Raw genomic sequence first — 21,300 nt, forward strand, 5'->3', positions numbered from 1 at the left:
AATTACAAAAATAATTCAATACTTAAGTAAGTTAACCTTATCAATAAAGTATTATTAAAGACGAACCTATTCCATTTCCTTAAGTTCAAGCCATCTCATTTCTCTCTCATCCAAAATATCTGAAATCTTATTGAGCTCTTTGCCCCATACTGCAAAATCTTCCGGCTGTCCTTCTCCTTTTGCCAATAAATCTTCCAATCTTTTTTTCTCACTTGTAAGCTGAGGAATTTCTTTTTCTATGTCCTGAAGCTCCAGTTTCTCTTTATAGCTCAGTTTAGCAGTACTATCTGCTTTTACTTTTGGGGTCGGTTCTACTTTATCTACTTTTACCGGCTCTTGTTTTTTAACTTTTTCATCGTTCTGTTTGCTTTCACGATATTCTGAATAATTGCCATTAAATAACTTGATCTGATGGTCGCCCTCGAATAAAAATAGCTGTTCCGTTAAGCTATCCATAAAATATCTATCATGAGAAACAATAAGCAAACAGCCTTGAAACCTATCCAGAAAATCTTCTAAAATAGATAAGGTCTGAAGATCCAGATCATTGGTAGGCTCATCTAAAATAAGGAAATTAGGATTCTTAATAAGCACCAATAGTAATTGCAAACGTCTTTTCTCTCCCCCACTTAACTTGTACACAAAATCGTGTTGTTGTTTAGGAGGAAACAGAAACTTATTCAAAAACTGAGAGGCTGATATTTCAGAGCCATCAGGCAGCTTAAAATGCTCTGCAATTTCCAGCACTACATCAATCACCTTCTTATTGGGATCAAATTGAATTTCCTGCTGTTTATAATACCCAAAGTGGGTATTTACACCTTTATCCAACTCTCCTTCATCAGGACTAATATTTCCTGTTAAAATGTTTAGGAAAGTGCTCTTTCCTGTTCCATTTTTTCCAACTATACCAATTCTATCTCCTTTTTTGAAAACATAGTTGAAGTCATTAAAAAGCATTTTTTCCCCGAATTGCTTCTTTACTTTTTTCAATTCGAGAATTTTACCTCCTAATCTCTTTTGAGATACCTGAAGGTCTACCTGATCTCTGCTCAAGTTTTTACTTGCTTTTTCTTTTAGCTCCCCAAAAGCTTCCACACGGTATTTCGCCTTTGTACCTCTTGCTTTAGGCATCCTTCGCATCCATTCCTGCTCCTTTTTCATCAGGTTTTTGGCCTTATCCACTTCCATTTGCTCATTGGCCTCTCTTTCATCCTTCTTCACCAAAAACTCTTCGTAATTGCCCTGATATTTAAAAATACTTTGCCTGTCAATTTCTAAAATACCATTACAAACCCTATCTAAAAAGTATCTATCGTGTGTTACCATCAAAAGAGTGATATTTTGAATGGACAGGTATTTTTCCAACCACTCTATCACATCAATATCCAGGTGGTTAGTAGGCTCATCTAAAATCAATAAATCAGGTTTAATTACAAGCTGAGCAGCTAAGGCTACCCGCTTCTTCTGTCCACCTGACATGGAACTCACCGGCTGTTCAAAATCGTTAATCCCAAGTTGACCTAAAATTTGTTCTACCTGACTTTCATAATCCCATAATTGAAGCGACTCCATCCTTTCCAGCAAATCCTGAAATTGCTTTTGTTGCTTCTCGTTCATATCCGGATTAGCAGCCAAAGCTTCATATTGCCTGATTATTTGTAAAGATTCATGTTCGCTGCTAAAAATAGCCTGCATTGCATTAATTCCTTCATCAAATTGAGGATTCTGAGATAGAAAACCGACAGTTATATCATTTCTGAAGCTGAAATTTCCTGTATCCGGCCCCTCCTCTCCAGTTAAGATTTTTAGCAACGTGGATTTGCCCGATCCATTAATTCCCACTAAAGCCATTTTATCGCCTTGGGCCAGGCCAAATGATATATTTTCAAAAAGTACTCTGTCTCCAAAGCGCTTACTTAAGTTTTCTACTGATAGGTAATTCATGTGTATATATTTAATTTCCAGTTGTCACATGGAATTCGTAGAGCTGATATTCATCTTAGGGTATATTTATCAGTGCTGCTCATTTCATTTTACAAAATTAGAGGGAATAATCTATTTACTTAATGATGAACAATAAATAATTACATTTTTGACAAATAAAAGAAAACTTGATTTTCCCTAAACAACAAAAGTCGAAGTAAAAGGATTAACAGAAATCAGATAATCGTCACTACTCCTGATCTGTCCATAGTTATCAAGCCAGTTTCATCCATAGCGCGGAGGGCTTCAATCACTTTATCTTCAGAGAATTGCTGAATATTTCTGGCCAGCTCTCTATAATTCATTGGGGACTTGAGTAATTGGGCAATTATTTGCTTCTCAATGTCCTTGTAATCAGGATGAGTTCTTTTATTCTTTATGCAAATATCGCAAACGCCACATACTTCATTCTTATCTTCTCCAAAGTACTGCAATAAAGAAAGTGTTCTGCAGTACTGATCATTTTCAGCGTACTGGTGCACTGATTTTAACTTATTCAGCTTATTTTCTTTACGCTCCTTTAACGTTTTCTCATTTAACGGCAAGCGATTAGCATCATGTCGGGCCTGTAAAAAAGTTAATTGAGGCTGGTCTGACCGGGGTGAATAATCCAGCACTCCTTCTTTATCTAAGTAAGTAAGCTGGGTAAAAACCTGCTTTTCATTTAACTCTGCTATCTTTCCTATTTCATATTCATTAATGAAAACCACTTGCTGATATAACTCTCCTCCGTATATTCTCAAAAGAGATTTTAAAATCCTTTCAAATCTTTCGTTTGCTATTTCGTACGAGTATAGTTCTTTATAATCTAAATTTATGTGCAGTCCCGATGGTCTGTAGAAATGTTCGTTGAGTTGAATAAAACCCTCCTGCTCCAATATTTTCAACCCATGAAATACCTCAAAGGCCTCCAGCTTGGCTTGCTCGCAAAAAGCTTTTATATTGAAAGGATAGCTTTGCAACTCACCCGATCCTATAGCTATTTTATAATAGTTAGCTAAAGATTGATAGAGCTTCTTCAAATAAGCAATTTCAGGATGAGCTAAATGAACCTTTTTCTCCATTTCAATAAAATCCTGCGGATGGTACAGCGCAACCGCAAAAGCTTTTCTTTCATCTCTTCCTGCCCTTCCTGCTTCCTGGTAATAGGCCTCCAGATTATCAGGCATTTCCCAGTGAATTACAGTGCGTACATCTGCTTTATCTATTCCCATACCAAATGCATTGGTAGCAACTATAATTCTTGTATGGCCTTTAATCCACGCATCCTGCTTCGCACTTCGCTCCGTCTGTGGAAGCCCGGCATGATAATAATCAGCATCAAAACCATTTTTCTGTAAAAGAACTGCTAAATCCATGGTGGTTCTTCTATTACGAGCATAAACCACTGAAGTACCGGGAATTTTTGAGAGGATTTCAAACAGTTTGGCTTCCTTATTTTCTACTTTTCTGACTGAATAAGATAAATTATCGCGTGCAAAACTCTTCTGATATACTTTGGCATCTTTAAAAAGTAACTTCTCCTGAATATCCTGCTTTACTTGTTCTGTAGCAGTAGCTGTAAGTGCCAGGCAGGTTACATCAGGATGAAGTTGTCTGAATTCTGAAATTTCCAGATAAGGGGGGCGAAAATCATAACCCCACTGCGAAATACAATGTGCTTCATCAATGGCCAGCAAAGAAATGTTCATTTTCTCTGCTCTTGCCAAAAAAAGTTCGGTTTTTAAACGCTCAGGTGAGATGTATAAAAATTTATAAGCGCCATGCGCTGCATTATCTAAAAGTATATCAATTTCGCGCAAGGTCATTCCTGAATAAATAGCTGCTGCAGGAATTTGCCTTCTCTTCAATTGTTCAACCTGGTCTTTCATTAAAGCGATCAGTGGTGAAACTACCAGGCAAACACCCTCTTTCATTAATGCGGGCACCTGAAAACAAATTGATTTCCCGCCTCCGGTAGGAAGCAAAGCGAGTGTATCATTTCCCTCTAAAACCGATTGGATAATATCTTCCTGCATGCTACGAAATGCAGCATAACCCCAATACTTTTTAAGTACTTCAACAGCTTTTGGGTTTTGCATAGGAAATGGTGTATACTAAATCTTAAGAGGTTACTATTTTACCATGCAGGAGTTTCCTTATTCAGAAAGGCAGCAATTCCCTTTTTACAATCTTCAGAAGCTCTGGCTTTAGCATTTTGTTCTGCTGCATATCGTAAGCCTTCTTCAAGCCCTTTCTCCTGCACTTCTGCAATCATTTGTTTGGTAAAAGCCATTGACTGTCCTGAGTTATTGGTAATGAGCTGCTGTGCAAACTGTTCCACATAAGAAACCAACTCCTCAGAAGGCACCACTTTGTTCACCAAACCAAAAGCCTGCGCTTGCTCCGCAGTGTACAATTGACCGGATAAAAGTAATTCCTTTGCTTTGCCCTCACCTATTTTTCTAAGCAAAAATACCTTTACAATAGCAGGGATAAAACCAATTTTTACTTCGGTATACCCAAATTTAGCTTCCGGTACAGTAAAAGAAAAGTCGCATACAGTTGCCAGGCCACAACCACCTGCTAATGCATGCCCCTGAACTTGCGCTATTACCACTTTAGGATACGTGTAAATTTGATAGAAAAGTTCCTTCAGGTGGTTAGAGTCTTCCAGGTTTTCTTCATAAGTGTTATTTTGTAGTCCCTGAATGTAAGCCAAGTCGGCACCTGCGCAAAAAGCTTTTCCTTCAGCCCTTAATATGATTACTTTGACTTCTTTATTCTCTTTCAATTCATTAAATGCCTGCTTTATCTCAGCCACAAATTCATAGCTTAATGCATTTCTTTTATCAGGTCGGTTTAAAGTAATATAACCTATTCTGTCTTTTATTTCTATTTTAGTATACTCCATTAGTTAATATTTAATTCAAACGCTCCTTTTTCATCTACAATATAAAAATCGATATTTTCTTCTTCAAAACTAGCCTTTAAGTTTTGAATGGTAAAATAAGAGTTGGAAGCATCAACAATAATTTTCTTCGGGTGGACTATTCTTTTGATTTCGTCAAAGTTACTAACAGAACTATTACTCACAAGTAGCTGATCTACCTGTACTTTCTCCTTCAATGTAATTTCGGAAGGTGATTGCTCCTTTAAACAAGCAATAGTTTTACCCTGCCAGATAGCAAGTTCTATATTATTCCATTTCTTAAATAAGGGAAGTGTATCCGGCTGGAACCTATCAGGATGAAAGCTAGCAATACCCGCTTTTAGCTGGCTGGGATAAATATGAAAGCGTAATTTATCAGGATCTTTAGAAAGCGAATCAGAGACAGAAAGAAATTGATTAAATCCTACTCTGAGACTTAAAGCCGAATTTCTTTTCACATCATAAACAATGAATGATTTCTCTTTAAAATTTGTCCACTGTCTGGAAATCATGGAAGTTGAAAGTAATAATGTACACAAAAATGCTGCTTTCATATAGAAATATCGCTTTTCTGCAATGAGTAATGCCAGACAAGCAATTAAAAAATATATGAGCCACGCCTCTATAGTGGTGATGTAAACGCCATCAATAATGCTTCCTGGAAAAATATCCAGTCCGAACACAAGCAAATTCACAAAACGAATAATATAATCCAATAGAAACCCTAGTGCTGAAGCTACAATAGGAATAAAGGAAAATAATAACACTAGTAAAGTACCATTAAGTATGACAACTGCACCCGGAATAACTACTAAATTCGACAAGAAAAAATAAGTGGGGAATTGGTGGAAATATAATAATCCTAAGGGAGCAGTTACCAGCTGAGCCGCTATGGAAACACAGGTTATCTGCCATACTTTATCTGCTAAAGTGTATTTAAATTGTAATAAGTGATAGATTTTAGGCTGGAAGAAAACAATTCCGGCAACTGCCAGATATGACAGTTGAAAACCAACGGAGAAAATCAAATAAGGATTATAGCATAGCAATACAAAAGCAGATGCCGCCAGCGTATTATAAATATTGGTACGTCTCCTTGCTGTTTGCGCTAAAATGATGAAGCTGAACATGGTTGCTGCTCTGAGTACAGAGGGAGAAAGGCCGGTAATGAAAGCATAAAACCATAGCGTTAACAAACTAATTAATGCAAAGAAAAACCTGCCTTTCTTGTGATATCTCCACTTTTTAAGAACTATAGAAACAATAATAAAAATGATTCCTACGTGTAATCCACTAACTGCTAAAACGTGCATAGCTCCGGCAGCTGCATAGGCATTTCTCAAATCATTGTCCAATTCCTCTTTTATACCTAAAGTAAGTGCTTTGGCAATGGCAAGTGAGCGGGCATCCTGAATATACTTCTCCACCTGCTTTTCCAGAAATTTTCTGGTTTTAATGGAGGCCGCTACTATTATATTTCCGCGATTTCTATCAATAAGACAAATATTTTCCTGCAGTACGTATTGTTGATGGTACACCCGGTTAAAACCTGAAAAGCGTTTGTAATTGAATTCCTCAGGGTTACGAGGCTCAGTTAATTCCGTCAATTTTCCTCTTATTAAAACTTCATCGCCATATTGAAAAATCGAAGTAGTAGTATCTTTTTCAAGATATAGCAGCAGTTTGCCTTCTGCTTTTTTCCAGCCAGAAGGAAGCTTTATTTGAGAGACATCCGCTTTAAACCCATATGTTTTATCCGTGGGTTTAACAGCACTAATCAAAGTAGACCTGAAAGCCAATATTTCCTCTGAATCAATATTAAGTAAATGCCTATTTTGATGCTTTTCGGCCTGCCAATAAGTATTTAAAAAGCCAAAACTAAAACAAACTATAAATGCTATTATGCCGGATACAACAGAATGAGGAATAGAAAATCTGGCCCCTCTGAAAAACTGAAATATTAAATAAGCAATGCTTAAAGTACAAAACAACCAGCAAATGAGGGGGAAATACTCAGCAGCAAATACACCGGAAATTATTCCCGGAATGAGGAAAAGTACAAATCGTATAAAAGCATACCTATTCCATGTTTGTAGCATAAAACAATGATACTCAATACTAGTGTATTTATGAAATTTTTAATAAAGGGCTTTAATACTGAACGCAGAGCATGGCCATTTAGCAAAAAAATAGAAGCGTTTTATAATAAAAAAACCACAAGCACTATGCACTTGTGGTTTAAAGAAGAGACTATTTATTGTAACCAAAATTTATCTTAATGCTCGTGATCATGCCCCTGGTCGCCTTCAATCGAGAATCCATTTTTCACCATGCTTTCGATAGGAACAGACAATTCAATAGTATGAACATGATGCAAATCTTCAATTTCTAACACTTTAATTTGAGTTCTGTTAGGGGCTAGAATGTAAAGGAATTTATCAGAGGTAACTAGTACCGGACTAGGATCGTCCATTTTCCTCAATTGCTCTATTTCTGATAATGCATTTCTATGATTATGCTCTTCAGGTATATTAGCCATTTCAACCACTCTGTTGGCTATTTCTTCTCCATCATGGGCATCATCAAATACTCTAATTTTATTATCAGATGTATGAACTAAATAATATTCACCATCAAAACTAAACATATCAGCTACTACATCGGCACCTGCATAAATATTGGTAAGTGATTTGGCAATAGGATCTATTATAAAAATCCCTTTATTACTTGATCTACCGAAAAAGATATCTGAATGATCATGACCTTTTAATGTGCCTATCCAATTTCCTGATTCCGCATTTAACCCATCTATATTTTCAATCAAATCAATATTATCCTCATCATCAACTAAAATTATACCATCTGTAAATCCAAAAACTCCATATTTACCATTAGCTGCTACACCGTGGATGCCAGCTACTTCAACCACACTATTGTCTCCTTTTAAATCTCCATTACTTCCTACTAATTTCACAAATTCACGGTAAAGAATCGTGAGTTAAGTCTATCAGAAAGACACCTTCTTCATCTGTGAATGTAAACTTTTTAAATGTTTGAACAGTAACAGTTGCTGCGGTTACAGGATTGCCCCGGTTATCAGAAACTTTCCCTGATAAAGATTGTGCTTTAATTAATGAGCCAAAGAATGAAAAAGAAACAACTAACACTAAAAAACGCAACATAATTGCAATTATAGCCATAAATATTAAAGTAATTAATTTTTTAAGCGTCCAATCTTATTACAAAGCGTTTTCCACCTGAAGACTCGATAGGTGGTGAGCGATGAACAATACCCTTATTACTAGGATTTTTAAAATTTTCACCTTTAAGAAGCCCTACTTCAAAAGGTTGCATCTGCATTATTTTCGATTCGTTTTTTACTATATCAGAATTTGTTTTACCTAAAAAATGCCTTCTAACATTATCATCTGAAAGCCACTGAGTACCAGCACCATCGTAAGTACATAAAAGCCTGGATTCGTAACCATCAACATGGAATTTGCTACATGCATTGTCCGTCACTATTCGCAAATGCATATCCACATTTTCTTTACCAGTTAATTGAAGAAAATGATAGCATAACAAGCAAAGATCATCTTTCAGGTCTTCATAGCTGATAAAAGGAGAAGTAGGTAAGTTAGATTTTAGAGTGAAAGTGAGGTCTTCTTCAATTGTTCCAATATTAATTTTCTGTTGGAGCTTTCTAAAGTTCGTAGTATAAAGAAACTTAATTAATCTGACAATATTGGGGTTAATACCTCGTCTCCAAACGACTAAATTAAAATCAGCATTATGAAATGCTTCTTCAATAGCAATCCAATCTTCATCTATTGTATAATTAAGCTTTTTCTTAAGAATATTAAGCATCTTATAAATCATTTTTAAATAGGCCAATTATCCTCAAAGTCTAAACCAGCGGCCATAAGTTTCTCATCTATATTATCGATAAGGCACTTATTGAGGTCTTGTTTTATTTTTTCGTGATCCAGAGCCTGCCCTATTAAAACAATTTCAGTCATCCTATCTCCCCAAACTTTATCCCATTTTTCCATGATTTGGTCTTGAAACTCCATATAGGAAGGGTTCATAGCACGCTCCTTAAAAGGCACTGCAGCCCACCATCGGCCATATATTTCAGCACGTAGGGAACCTCCGGCCTGACTCCACATCAATGCATTATCCGGTCGGGAGGCCATCCAAAACATTCCCTTACTTCTGATAATATTAGAGGGCCATTTCTGACTTACATATTCCCAGAACCTTTGAGGATGAAAAGGGCTTCTACTTCTAAAAACAAAGGAAGAAATTCCATATTCTTCCGTTTCAGGCGTATGTTCATTATTCAATTCTTTGATCCAGCCGGCTGACTCTTCCGCCTTATCATAATCGAAAAGACCAGTATTTAAAATTAATTTTGGTTCTACCTTGCTAAATTCCGACCTAACCAGTTTAGCCTCCGGATTCAGCTTTTTTATAATTGCTTCTACTAATTCAAGTTCTTTAGGAGCTACAAGGTCAGTTTTATTAAGAATAATAACATTTGCGAACTCAATCTGATCTGTAAGCAGGTTAACAATTGTACGTGCATCCTCAGCTTCATCAGTCATATTCCTGTCCACAATGGTATCATCACTACCAAAATCTTTAAGAAAATTGAAAGCATCTACCACAGTAACCATAGTATCCAGCTTACTAAATTTCGTGAGGTCAAAAAGCTCATCTCCTGAAGCAAATGAAAAGGTTTGCGCCACAGGAATGGGTTCCGAAATACCAGTGCTTTCTATCAAAAGATAATCGAATTTGCCCATTTTGGCCAGCTTTTCCACTTCAATCATTAAATCTTCGCGTAAAGTACAGCAAATGCATCCATTACTCATTTCCACCAGCTTCTCATCCGTGCGGGAGAGTTTCACTTCATTCTGAACCAACTGACTATCGATATTCACTTCACTCATATCGTTTACAATTACGGCTACTTTAAGGCCTTCCCGATTGTTTAAAACATGATTTAACAGGGTAGTTTTACCAGCTCCCAGGAAGCCACTCAATACGGTAACAGGAAGTTTTTTTACTATTCTCATAAAATGTTTAAGTATTATTTCTTTTTAGATTTCATTAAGATTCTCCAATTAATGCTGTGGGCAAGTGCTATACATATTGCACCACCAGAAGTGAAAGTAAACTCAGGAACTATAAAAAATTCACTCTGTCCAATTGCGATTAGCAAAAAGCCTGTAAGCACAATAATTAATGGTGTAATTTTCCTATGCTGCTTGTAAGCAGGCAATAGCGAATAAAATGCTATTAGGATACTAATGATGATCACTGAATATTCTATCCACGGATTAGCTAAAAAATCCAAGAATGCCAGGGAGGAAATACTAAGTAATATAGGAAGGGCCAAACAATGAATAGCGCACAATAAAGAGGCTAAAATTCCAAATATATCCAGAGGGAAATTAAGTATTCGATTTCTCATTTTTATTTTTTAACGCAACAATGTTGCAAATATAAATGAATTAAAAATAAACGCAACAATTTTGCGTTTATAATTTCAGGCACTAAATTTACACTTAAAATCAGCTATGGTATCAGTACAATCTCTTCATTTTAAATACACCGACAGCCAGGAATTTCGCTTCCCTGACTTTCAAATAGCAAAAGGTGATCACTTATTGGTACTTGGGAAATCCGGAATTGGTAAAACCACGCTTTTGCATTTGCTGGCAGGAATTTTAAAAGCACAATCAGGTAAAATCAGTATTAATGATACAAATATTGTGAACCTCCCGGCAAAAGAAGTTGATCAATTTAGAGCTAAACATATTGGGCTGGTTCTGCAAAAAGCACGGTTCATCAACTCTTTAACTCTATTAGAAAATTTTCAATTAATCGCTCATATCAGCGGAATTAGGAATCCCAGAGCGTATTATTATCATTTACTGGAGCCCTTGGATATGGCTGATAAGTTGAATGAAAAACCTTCTGAATTAAGCGAAGGAGAAAAACAACGTGCCGCAATTGCTATGGCTATGATCAATAAGCCTCAACTTCTTCTTGCAGATGAGCCTACCTCCAGCCTGGATGACGAGAATTGTGAAAATGTAGTATCCCTCTTTAAAAATATGAGCAATGAACTAAATGCTTCACTCATCATCATCACCCATGATCAGCGATTAAAAAATAATTTTAACAACATCCTTAGCTTATGAATTTTTTCCTTCTGGTAATCAAAAATATTTCCCATAAGCCCCTCAATTCATTTTTGTGCATACTTTTAGTGGCTTTAGGTGTGGGAATCATATCTTTATTAAGCCATGCTCAAATTCAAATTTCAGATACACTTTCAAAAACAGCGCAACGTACAGATATTGTAGTAGGCGCAAAAGGTAGTCCTTTACAATTGATTCTGTCGGCTATTTTTCATGTAGATTCGCCTACAGGAAATATTCCACTTAAAGAGGCTCAGAAGCTGAGTAAAAACCCTTTAGTTGAGCAAACAATTCCACTTTCTTACGGGGATAACTATGGTGGTTACCGAATAGTGGGCACAGAATATTCTTATCTGGATTTATACGAAGCTACAATAATGAAAGGAGAATTATGGAGTAAAGCATTTGATGCTGTTATTGGTTTAGAGGTAGCAAAACAACTTAACTTAAAAGTAGGCGATTCCTTTGCCAGCGCACATGGCCTTATGGAAGGTGGGGAAGCTCACGATGAACACATGTATAAAGTAACGGGAATTTTGAACCGCTCCAATTCAGTTGTTGACAGGCTCATTTTAACTTCGCTTGAAAGCATTTGGCAGGCCCATGACGGACATTCTGATTCTGAAAGTGATTCTTCTAAAGAAAATGAAGAAGATCATCACGATCATGTTCAAAATGAGGAGCATCAGTCAACTCATCAGGCTGAAAGCCAAGGCCACCGGCACGAGGAAGATAAGGCTATCACTGCTTTACTTGTATCGGTCAGAAATCCTTTAGGCTTAATGCAAATTCCCCGACAAATTAACGAAAACACACAAATGCAAGCTGCTTTCCCAATCTTTGAGGTAAACAGGTTACTCAAATTAAGTGAAAATGCAGTACAACTGATTAAGCTAATTGCTTATTTAATTATTACTGTAGCCGGCATCAGTGTGTTTATTAGCCTCTACAATAATTTGAAAGATAGAAAAGAAGAAATGGCTTTAATGCGTATTTATGGAGCCAAAAGATTACAGCTGGGTGGCATATTGCTTTTAGAAGCATTACTACTGGTGTTAGTTGGCTTCATTTGCGGTTTGCTCATCAGCAGGATCGGGCTTCTGTTTATTAACTTTTACCTGGGAAGTGCCTTTTCATCAACTCGTTCAACTGCTTCATTAATTATCCCACAAGAAGTATGGCTACTTCTAATAACTATTATCATAGCTATTATTGCTGCCATAATTCCTGCATTCAATGCTTTCAATCTCAACATCTCTAAAACTCTAAAAAATGGTTAGAATTACTTTAATCCTACTTTTCTTTTTTTCATGTAGTATTAGCTATAGCCAAACAGAAATTAACTGGCTCACTTTAAAAGATGTTAGCTTTATTGACAAATGGAGTGATGAAGTAGATGCCTACTATTACTTTCCTACATTTGGCCCTAGTGTAAAAGATCTGGAGGGTAAGGAAGTGGTGATAAGAGGATATGTTCTTCCTATTGATCCTGAAAACAATTTTTATATTTTATCACAAAACCCCTTTGCTTCCTGTTTTTTTTGTGGTTCTGCGGGTCCTGAATCTATTATTGAATTAGGCTTAAAAAATAAAAAGGATAAATTTGATATGGATCAGGTGGTAACTATGAAAGGAATACTGCGACTTAATAAGGAAGATATTTACCATTGCAACTATATATTGGATAAGGCAGAAGTAGTGAAAAAGTGAATAGGTATAGTACTATATACAGGATAGCCTTACTGAAATAATAAGACTATCCTGTAAGAGAGTAGTTTAACCAGCCGTCATCTTTCAGAAGCTTTCATGAGTAAGCTCCATATTTACCATTGCCCCTGCCAAATTGCCTCCTGCCACAGCACTCGCTACAGAGCGTAGCATCATTGAGTTATCACCACAGGCATAAACACCGGGAATAGTGGTTTTCTGAAGGTGGTCTACCTTAATATAACCATGCTCGGTTAATTCACAGCCTAAAGAAGCAGGAATATCTGAGTGCTGCTGAAATGGAACAGCTGCATAAACTGCATCAAATGCTAATTGACTTCCATTAGTAAAACTGAAATGTTCGATGAATCCATTTTTATGGTGTACCTCCTCCACTTCAGTCTCTACAACAGAAATAGCATGTTCCTGAAGCTTCTCTGATTGTTCAGGTGTAAAAAGGCTCTTTCCTGAGGTTAAGATTGTTACTTCCTGCGTTAAATTTTTTACTAAAGAAGCCAAGTGAAAAGCTTTGTCCCCATTAGCCATTATTCCCGTCTTTTTCCCCCTGAATTCATACCCATGGCAGTAAGGGCAATGAATTAAGGAAATTCCCCAGCTCTCTGCAAATCCTTTAATATCGGGCAATATGTCTTTTATTCCTGTAGCAAATACAAGCTTTCCAGCATTAAACTCTTCTCCTTCTGTGGTGGTAACAGTAAAACTCTTGTCGTTTATTTTACCCTTTATTGCTTCTCCTTTAAAGAATTTAACAGTTTCATATTGCAAAACCTGTTCCTTTGCCTTTGCAGCTATAGCAGCCGGCTTTTCCCCGTCCTGTGTTAGGAAATTATGCGAATGAGGTGTCTGCCTGTTACATGGTAACCCACTATCAATAATTAAAACTGTGCGCAAGGAGCGGCCTAAAGCCATTGCAGCCGAAAGACCTGCATAACTCCCTCCTATTATTATTGCATCAAAGTACTTATTATCTGTCATGTTTAATCAATTAAATTCTTGTAGAGACAAATTTACAACATTTCTTTATTAATGCAACTTAGTTGCGTTAATAAACGCAAAGAAGACACTCAATAATGATAGAAGTTGATGATAGAAGCTTTAATCAAAGTGCTAAAGATTTTGTAAAATCATCAGCACCCATGTGTTTTAGGATAAAATCGCTATTAACACTAATCATAATATCGAATTCAAAATCCTTAGACTTTGTCCGAATGGAATAGTTGATGAAGTGGTAATAGAAAGTAACAAGCCACCCGATTTTTAGCAGGACTCTCTCTACTCTCTGCTATACAATCATGATAATTCTTACATCACATGGTATAATATTAATAAATCGGCTTACTTTAGGGTTTGAAAAAAACAAAAGATGATAAGAATATTTCTGTTAATAAGTGTACTCTTTATTTCTGTAGCCTCCTATAGCCAGCAACGGGAGGACACCTACAAATTACTTTGGAAAATAGAAGGTAATGGAATTGAAAAAGCATCCTATCTTTTTGGAACTGTGCATGTGAATGATGAACGAGCATTTGACTTTAGCGATTCCGTACTTGTAGCTTTACAAGCATCCGATGTGCTAGCCCTAGAAGTGAGCTCCGATGACTACTTAAAACAATCAATAGCTAACACTAGTAGAAAAAGAGACATTCCTAATCAGTTTAAAGAGGAACTTGGAAAAGAAAATTATAATACGCTTCGAGAAAAAATGCTCGATGAAGTTAAAATAGATCTGGACGAGCTGGATAATGCCAGTCCTATGCTCATAGAGCGTTTGCTAAACCGTAAACATACTAATCCGGAAGATAAAAACAAGTTGGATCTCGACAATTATCTTTTTTATTCAGCTAAGCGCCTGGGCAAAGAGATAGTAGGATTGGAAAAAACAAATGAGGGTATAAGAGCCGGAAAAGGCTTCAGTACAGAAATGGAGCGTGCCTATTTTGTTAAGAGGTATATAAAACAAAGGGACTCCCTCTCCTCTTTTGATATGAATAAATTTCTGAAAGAATATATCAATAAGGGATTTGACAAAATGATAGAGATATATCATGAGGGAGATATCCAGGCTATATTATCTCAGTTTGAAGATAATGAAATGGAAAAATATGATATGATCCGGAGAAATGAAATAATGGCATTACGCCTGGATTCATTAATGCAACATTCAAGTGTGTTTTGTGCCATTGGTGCGGGGCATCTGGCTGGTAAAAAAGGAATGATTGATCTATTGAAAGAATTAGGATACCAGCTAACTCCTGTAAATGCCTCGTTCACCGGCATGGCAAAGAAGATACAGAAAAAATGGGAAGCAGCACCAGGGTATAGATATGAAGATATCGCTTCTGGTTTTTCAGTTCAAATGTCCGGTAAGCCATTAGATATAAATGTTCCCAATACAAATATAAAAGGTATTGTATATCAGGACATCAAGAATAACTCAGTGGAAATGCTCATGACTGTGGATTATCCGCAAATATTTGCAGACAAAGAAGCCGTGATAGAAGAAATGGTTGACAATTTCAGACTTCAGCAAAAATTTGAAATTATTTCTAATCATAAAGTGATGCTTGACGGACTTCCCGGTAGAGAGTTAATTATGAGTATGCAGGGCATACAAAATGGAAAAATGAGATATTTCCTAAAAAATGGAAAAGCATATGTATTCTTTTATTGGAGTCTGAATTCCAAAATAGAATTGCCCGAGAAAATTCCGTTTTTTGATCATATAGAAATTTATGATATTGCCGATTTTGAAAGTCTATCCTGGCATCAAACAAATCAGCAACAATATGATATTAACTTATTACTACCTCTCACTACCAATGAGTTTAAACAAGAAATACCTGTAGATTTCTCAGGAGAAGATTTGATGATTGCGCATACTATCACTTTCATTGATAAAGCATATCCTTTCTCAGGAATTTTTCAGCGATTTAATTATCCTCCTAACTACGAAATTTCAACTAATGAAGAAGTAAAGAGCACACTTGTTGACATGACTAAAGAAGAGCGAAATGCAAAAATAGTTTTAGACAGTTCATTTCAAAAGGGAGCTTATACAGTAAACATGGTAAATTACACAATGCAGGATACTGTAACGCTTTCAGAAGTATTTTTCACAAGGGGAAATTATGCATATTACTGGATGTCAGAGTATGTTGGAGAACCAATACCTGAACTCAAATCTTTTTTATATGATTGGGAAATGCTTCCGTGGGAAAAACCTACATTTGAAAAGTACACCAACCCTAAATTTTCAGTATTAATGGGTTCAAATTCTTCTGTTAATGGATTGAAATCATATGACAATTTAATAGACAGCATAGTGACCTATAGCTCAATGGATCCGGGTACGGGTACTACTGTGAGGGTATACCAATATGACGTGAGCAAATTTGCTTTCTTTAAAAATGCAGATAGCCTTATTGCCTATTTTCATGAACCAGACGCCTCTGGTAAACTAATACTTAAACAAGACACTGTTACTAGTATTCATAGTGGTTATTTTACCAATATATTTAGAGATAGTTTATACAACTATGTAAACTACAACAAGCTTTTATGGAGTGGAAATTCAATCTTTAATGTGGATATCGCTACTCCTCTGGATCTGGATTCTACTTATGCACTAGAAGTACTTGAATCATTTCAAATCTCAGACTCAACTCAATTCAATTTTTTCGAGTCCAAACTGGATACCGTTCTTGCCATGATTCAAAGTAATGACAGCTCCATTTTTCAGCAGGTAAAAGGTTTATTTACTGATTATCCGGTGGAAGAAAGAGAGGTTTATAAATTAAAAAACACTTTACGCAAAGGCATTCCTCTGGATAGTTACAGCTGGAATAGCCCGGGTGCCGATATCATTTCCCGTATTACTAAATTACAAAAAGATAGCGCAATAGGTTTTCTGGACAGCCTGTATGTAAACAACCCTCACTATGAATCCTCCATTTTGGAATCTTTGCAAGAACTCAATTCTGAATTGGCCATTCAATATTATCGCAAGCTGCTCGCCAATAAAACAACAGAAATTGAATATTGGGATCTTGAAAAATACCGTGATAGCACCGCTCTTCTGGTAGCTGACCTTCCCATCGTTATGGATTTATTCCAAAAAACTGAAAATCAGCAAATAATTGCTCCTGTATTGGTGAATCAATTGAAGAATAGCGATGATCTGGCAAAAATTTTAAAACCTTATGCTAACACCTTTTTGAAAAGTTTTAAACACACAGCCGATACTATCAATTTGGAAGATGAATATAATTGGGATTATTATTTCCTCGGCCACCTGCTCGATTTAACAATGGCTTCAGGTAATAACCCTAAGCAGCTGACTGCCGAATTTAAAGCATTATCTAAAGCCAAAAGTTCCGGCATTAAAATGGTAAGCCTGCTTGGAATGATGTATAGTGGTAAACCTGTAAAAAGAAAACTAGCTGATGAAGTATTAAAGAATGAAGAAGAGGCAGACTTCCTGCTCAAACGAATAGAGAGAACCAATGATCAATCTTTTATTTCCAAATACCTGGATATGGAAACCATTGCAAGAATATACTTAAAATCTCATCTTGCCTCTGAAGATTACTATGATGTGGAAGTTACCTATCTCAAACAGTTTGAACAGCAAATAGATAACACAACTTATTCTTTCTATGTATTCACCTATTATGACACCTACAATGAAGAAGAAACCCTTTCCTTTATAGTGTTTGATAAGCAAGGGAAAGATATAAGCCTTCAATCTATTTACACAGACATTTATATGAATGCATACAATCCTGAAGATTTTAAGACTCACAAAGAAGAAATTATATCAGATTTTAAGACCTACTATATTTCTAATAGTCAATAAAATAAAGCTGCAACTCCTTATCCGGCAGTTGCAGCTTTAATGATAGAAAATAGTTGTCTCAATTTATTCAATATATCATACCGGTCATTAATAAGTTTCCACCTTTTATAAGACTTTACTTATCCCCGGGTTTCTTATAAAAGCCTCCTAAAATTGATTTCATCTTCTGCCGGAGTTTTTCATTTTGGTATGCTGATTTTACCTGTTTCATACAGCTTGCACAAAGGCAATCATCAAATTTATTCCGCATAAAGTTTCTTTCTTCTTCCGTAAGTATCACAGCAGTACATTGGCACAAAGAAATAGAGCCCACTTTGCACTCAAAAAGTGTATTACATCGCGGGCAATATTTTTCTTCGTGTTTAATCATTTAACATGCATTCTGTTTAGATATAAATATTTTATCCCATTAATTTAAAAAGCAGAAGTTATTTCGTCCGGCTAAGCTACCTAATAGTATTTTTAGATACCGCATAAATTAAGTCTTCTCAAAACGTAAGTCTTAATTTTGCGGTATCACGAAATAATTTATTAATCAAGCTTCAATAATTAATGGTTGCTTACTTCTTCGGACTCTGCGAAAGAGACAGAAGCTTGTTTTGCAGCCTCTACCATGGCAATTAATGCCAGCTTGGTTTCCTCCCAATTTCGTGTTTTTAGTCCACAATCCGGGTTTACCCATAGCTGCCTGGCAGGAATAACCGCTTTTGCTTTTTCCAAAAGTGCAAGCATCTCTTCTTTAGAAGGCACCCTAGGCGAATGGATGTCATACACTCCGGGACCAATTTCATTCGGATACCTAAACTCGGCAAAAGCATCCAGCAATTCCATTTGAGAACGGGAACACTCTATGGTTATTACATCAGCATCCATTGCAGCAATGTTCTGAATGATATCATTAAATTCAGAATAACACATATGAGTATGGATTTGCGTTTCATCTTTCACACCTGAAGAGGCTATACGAAATGCTTTTACTGCCCATTGCAAATACGCTTGCCAGTCCGCCTTTCTTAATGGAAGCCCTTCGCGAATGGCCGGTTCATCAATCTGGATTATTTTAATACCAGCCTCTTCCAAATCGGCTACTTCATCTCTAATGGCCAAAGCTATTTGGGTACAGGTTTCTGCCCTCGGCTGATCATTTCGTACAAACGACCATTGTAAAATTGTTACCGGACCAGTAAGCATTCCTTTTACATGCTTTTTGGTAAGCGACTGCGCAAATGCTGACCAGAAAACTGTCATCGGCTTCGGACGATGGATGTCTCCAAAAATGATAGGGGGCTTTACACATCTGCTTCCGTAACTTTGTACCCATCCATTTTTGGTAAATGCCACTCCTTCCAGCTGTTCACCGAAATACTCTACCATATCATTACGCTCAAACTCACCATGCACCAATACATCAAGTCCTATTTCCTCCTGCCAGCGAATAGCTTTTTCCGTTTCCTGCTTCAATAATCCTTCATATTGAGCTTCATTCAACTCCCCTTTTTTAAATTTTGACCTCCAACTCCGCACCTCCTTTGTTTGAGGGAATGAACCAATTGTGGTAGTAGGGAATAAAGGCAAATTCAATCCTTTATGCTGTTTCTCCACTCGCTCGCCAAAAATGCTATCACGTTTTGCATCAGCTTCAGTAATAGCCTCTACCCTCCTTTTAACCTTTTCATTATGGATAAGTGCAGAACTTTTACGACTCTTAACCGCCAGCTGATTCGCCTGTAATTTCTCTAAAGTCTTCTGATTTCCTGATTGCGTTAAATTTTCAGCAGGCAGGTATTCTATGTTAGCCAACTCCTTCAATGTAACCACTTCATCAATTTTCTGCCTGGCAAAAGAAAGCCATTGTTTAAGTTCCTCATTCAGGCTATTTTCATACTCCAAATCGCAAGGCGAATGAAGCAGAGAACAAGAGGGTGCAATCATTACTCTCTCCGGCCCAAGCTTCTCAACAGCCTGATTAATTATCTCTAATGACTGCTGATAGTCATTTTTCCAGATATTTCTGCCGTCCACAACTCCCAGAGAAAGAATAAGCTTATCCCCACAATGCCCGAGCACCTCATTGAGTTGTTCCGGGCAACGGACCAAATCAATATGCAGAGCATTAACAGGTAATGCAGTAGCCAGATGAAGGTTATCTTTTAAGCCTTCAAAATAAGTGGAAATTAATATTTTAAGTGATGGGAAAAATTGTTTAACCTTATCATATACATATTTATAAGCCTTCTTCTCATCTTCACTTAAATCCAGCGTTAAAAATGGTTCATCAAACTGTATCCACGATGCTCCTTTAGCTTCCAGTTTAGTCAAAATCTCCAGATAAACCGGCAGCAGGTTTTCAATCAATTCAATCCGATGAAAACCTTCTTCCTTTTCCTTTCCTAATAATAAGAAAGAAACCGGGCCCAACAGCACAGGTTTGGTATCAATATTCAGTTGCTTTGCTTCTTCGTATTCATCAATCACCTTTGTTGAAAAAAGCTTAAACTGCTGATTTTTATAAAATTCCGGTACTATGTAATGGTAATTAGTATCAAACCATTTAGTCATCTCCATTGCTGTAATGTCCAGCTCATCCTTTTGGTACCCCCTTGCCATTGCGAAATAAGCATCCGTTATATTGTTATTATTTTCAACCAATTGCCGGTATCTTTTAGGAATGGCATGAACTGTAAGCGACATATCCAGTACCTGATCATAAAAGGAAAAATCATTGGAGGGAATTAAATCTATCCCCGCTTCCCTTTGTAGCTGCCAGTTCTGCTGCCTTATGTTTCGGCCGGCAGTTAATAATTCCTGAAGCGAAATTTTGCCTGACCAATATTGCTCGCAGGCTTTTTTGAGTTCTCTTTGGCTACCAATTCGCGGATAGCCTAAAATGTGTGTTAGCATTTCTTTTAACTTTTACAGTGAAATAATTTGTTAAAAGCTCATTGCAGAATTTCTGCTTTGCCACACGCAATAAAAAAAGGAAAGAAAGATGACATCAGACAGAAAAGGGCCCACTTATCCTGTAAGCCGTATTTATTAAGATGCACCATGCCTGACCCAAAGCTTCAAATCGCGAAAGCAAAGTCATATCGGAATAGGCAGGTCTCCTGACTTGTAACAGCTTTACCGTCCTTCCCGCTTTTGGCAGTGGACCTACTTTGGTAAAACCTTCATGTTACTTACAGTTGCGCGACAGTTCGTGATTTCCACACGATTCCCTATTAATGCACCTTAAGTGTAACCTCTTCCGCTGATGAAATTATGTAAAGAACTATTGATGTGTAAAGTAAAGACAATTTATATTCATATGTAGGTTTTTAAAGTTTTTTTTAACCCTTTTCATGGCCAGCTTTAACTTCGGCCAAACCTTATTACTTCCTGAACTGATAAAAACCTGCACAAGTATTGTCTATTTTTTTTAATTCTTTTTAGATTGCCCTCTATATCATATTTTAATAATAGGAATTATTATGAAACAAACACAGGGAGTTTATCCTGATGCTACAGGAGATTATTTAAGCAAATCGTCCTTCTGGCAATAGATAATTAATTTTCTATCTTTATTTTTTTTAGCAGGGGTTTTAATTAAATCATATATTACTTAAAAT

Annotated in this window: 16 protein-coding genes and 1 riboswitch; of the genes, 4 read left to right on the forward strand and 12 right to left on the reverse strand. The window is 36.5% G+C overall.

Annotation, left to right across the window (positions count from 1 at the left end):
• Positions 1-66: 66 nt before the first annotated feature.
• From IEV85_RS00675 to IEV85_RS00715, 9 genes are all read right to left on the reverse strand, one after another.
• Positions 67-1,947, reverse strand: a complete 1,881-nt coding sequence (locus IEV85_RS00675) for an ABC-F family ATP-binding cassette domain-containing protein (protein ID WP_188459873.1) — start codon at positions 1,945-1,947, stop codon at positions 67-69.
• 215 nt (positions 1,948-2,162) lie between these two features.
• Complete coding sequence (locus IEV85_RS00680; protein ID WP_188459874.1) at positions 2,163-4,067, reverse strand: RecQ family ATP-dependent DNA helicase; 1,905 nt, start codon at positions 4,065-4,067, stop codon at positions 2,163-2,165.
• A gap of 38 nt (positions 4,068-4,105) precedes the next feature.
• The gene (locus IEV85_RS00685) at positions 4,106-4,879 is read right to left on the reverse strand and encodes an enoyl-CoA hydratase/isomerase family protein (RefSeq protein WP_188459875.1); all 774 of its coding nucleotides are present in this window, start codon (positions 4,877-4,879) and stop codon (positions 4,106-4,108) included.
• Positions 4,879-6,996 (reverse strand): ComEC/Rec2 family competence protein, encoded by a 2,118-nt coding sequence (locus IEV85_RS00690; RefSeq protein WP_188459876.1) that lies wholly within the window; start codon positions 6,994-6,996, stop codon positions 4,879-4,881. Before IEV85_RS00690 ends, IEV85_RS00685 begins: the two co-directional genes overlap by 1 nt.
• A gap of 176 nt (positions 6,997-7,172) precedes the next feature.
• A complete protein-coding gene (locus IEV85_RS00695) occupies positions 7,173-7,871 on the reverse strand; it encodes a hypothetical protein (RefSeq protein ID WP_188459877.1) in 699 nt (232 codons plus the stop codon).
• Positions 7,872-7,875: 4 nt separating this feature from the next.
• Positions 7,876-8,097 carry a peptidase associated/transthyretin-like domain-containing protein gene (locus tag IEV85_RS00700; protein ID WP_188459878.1) on the reverse strand — a complete coding sequence of 74 codons (222 nt, stop codon included), beginning with the start codon at positions 8,095-8,097 and terminating at the stop codon, positions 7,876-7,878.
• Between the two features lie 22 nt (positions 8,098-8,119).
• Positions 8,120-8,764, reverse strand: a complete 645-nt coding sequence (locus IEV85_RS00705; RefSeq protein WP_188459879.1) for a DUF1826 domain-containing protein — start codon at positions 8,762-8,764, stop codon at positions 8,120-8,122.
• Between the two features lie 14 nt (positions 8,765-8,778).
• On the reverse strand, positions 8,779-9,978 hold the full coding sequence (locus IEV85_RS00710; protein ID WP_188459880.1) for a GTP-binding protein: 1,200 nt from the start codon (positions 9,976-9,978) through the stop codon (positions 8,779-8,781).
• A 14-nt stretch (positions 9,979-9,992) separates the two neighbouring features.
• Positions 9,993-10,376: a MerC family mercury resistance protein gene (locus IEV85_RS00715; protein ID WP_188459881.1), complete on the reverse strand. Its 384-nt coding sequence runs from the start codon at positions 10,374-10,376 to the stop codon at positions 9,993-9,995.
• A gap of 106 nt (positions 10,377-10,482) precedes the next feature.
• Between IEV85_RS00715 and IEV85_RS00720 the strand changes: the two genes are divergently transcribed.
• The 3 genes from IEV85_RS00720 to IEV85_RS00730 are packed head-to-tail and all read left to right on the forward strand — an operon-like array spanning position 10,483 to position 12,819.
• Positions 10,483-11,109 carry an ABC transporter ATP-binding protein gene (locus IEV85_RS00720; protein ID WP_188459882.1) on the forward strand — a complete coding sequence of 209 codons (627 nt, stop codon included), beginning with the start codon at positions 10,483-10,485 and terminating at the stop codon, positions 11,107-11,109.
• On the forward strand, positions 11,106-12,389 hold the full coding sequence (locus tag IEV85_RS00725) for an FtsX-like permease family protein (protein ID WP_188459883.1): 1,284 nt from the start codon (positions 11,106-11,108) through the stop codon (positions 12,387-12,389). Before IEV85_RS00720 ends, IEV85_RS00725 begins: the two co-directional genes overlap by 4 nt.
• Positions 12,382-12,819 (forward strand): DUF3299 domain-containing protein, encoded by a 438-nt coding sequence (locus IEV85_RS00730; RefSeq protein ID WP_188459884.1) that lies wholly within the window; start codon positions 12,382-12,384, stop codon positions 12,817-12,819. Before IEV85_RS00725 ends, IEV85_RS00730 begins: the two co-directional genes overlap by 8 nt.
• 84 nt (positions 12,820-12,903) lie before the next feature.
• On the opposite strand, the gene IEV85_RS00735 is transcribed toward IEV85_RS00730, so the two are convergent.
• Positions 12,904-13,812, reverse strand: coding sequence for an NAD(P)/FAD-dependent oxidoreductase (locus IEV85_RS00735; RefSeq protein WP_188459885.1), 909 nt, complete (start codon positions 13,810-13,812; stop codon positions 12,904-12,906).
• Positions 13,813-14,200: 388 nt separating this feature from the next.
• Here IEV85_RS00735 and IEV85_RS00740 point away from each other — a divergent pair, with 388 nt between their 5' ends.
• Positions 14,201-17,692, forward strand: coding sequence for a TraB/GumN family protein (locus tag IEV85_RS00740; protein ID WP_188459886.1), 3,492 nt, complete (start codon positions 14,201-14,203; stop codon positions 17,690-17,692).
• Between the two features lie 115 nt (positions 17,693-17,807).
• Here IEV85_RS00740 and IEV85_RS00745 read toward each other — a convergent pair whose 3' ends face one another.
• Positions 17,808-18,062, reverse strand: coding sequence for a cysteine-rich CWC family protein (locus IEV85_RS00745; protein ID WP_188459887.1), 255 nt, complete (start codon positions 18,060-18,062; stop codon positions 17,808-17,810).
• Between the two features lie 179 nt (positions 18,063-18,241).
• Positions 18,242-20,593 (reverse strand): 5-methyltetrahydropteroyltriglutamate--homocysteine S-methyltransferase, encoded by a 2,352-nt coding sequence (metE, locus tag IEV85_RS00750; RefSeq protein WP_188459888.1) that lies wholly within the window; start codon positions 20,591-20,593, stop codon positions 18,242-18,244.
• Between the two features lie 179 nt (positions 20,594-20,772).
• A riboswitch (cobalamin riboswitch) is annotated at positions 20,773-20,953 on the reverse strand.
• Between the last annotated feature and the right edge of the window lie 347 nt (positions 20,954-21,300).

This window comes from Marivirga lumbricoides (genome assembly GCF_014636295.1).
Taxonomy (GTDB): Bacteria; Bacteroidota; Bacteroidia; order Cytophagales; family Cyclobacteriaceae; genus Marivirga; species Marivirga lumbricoides.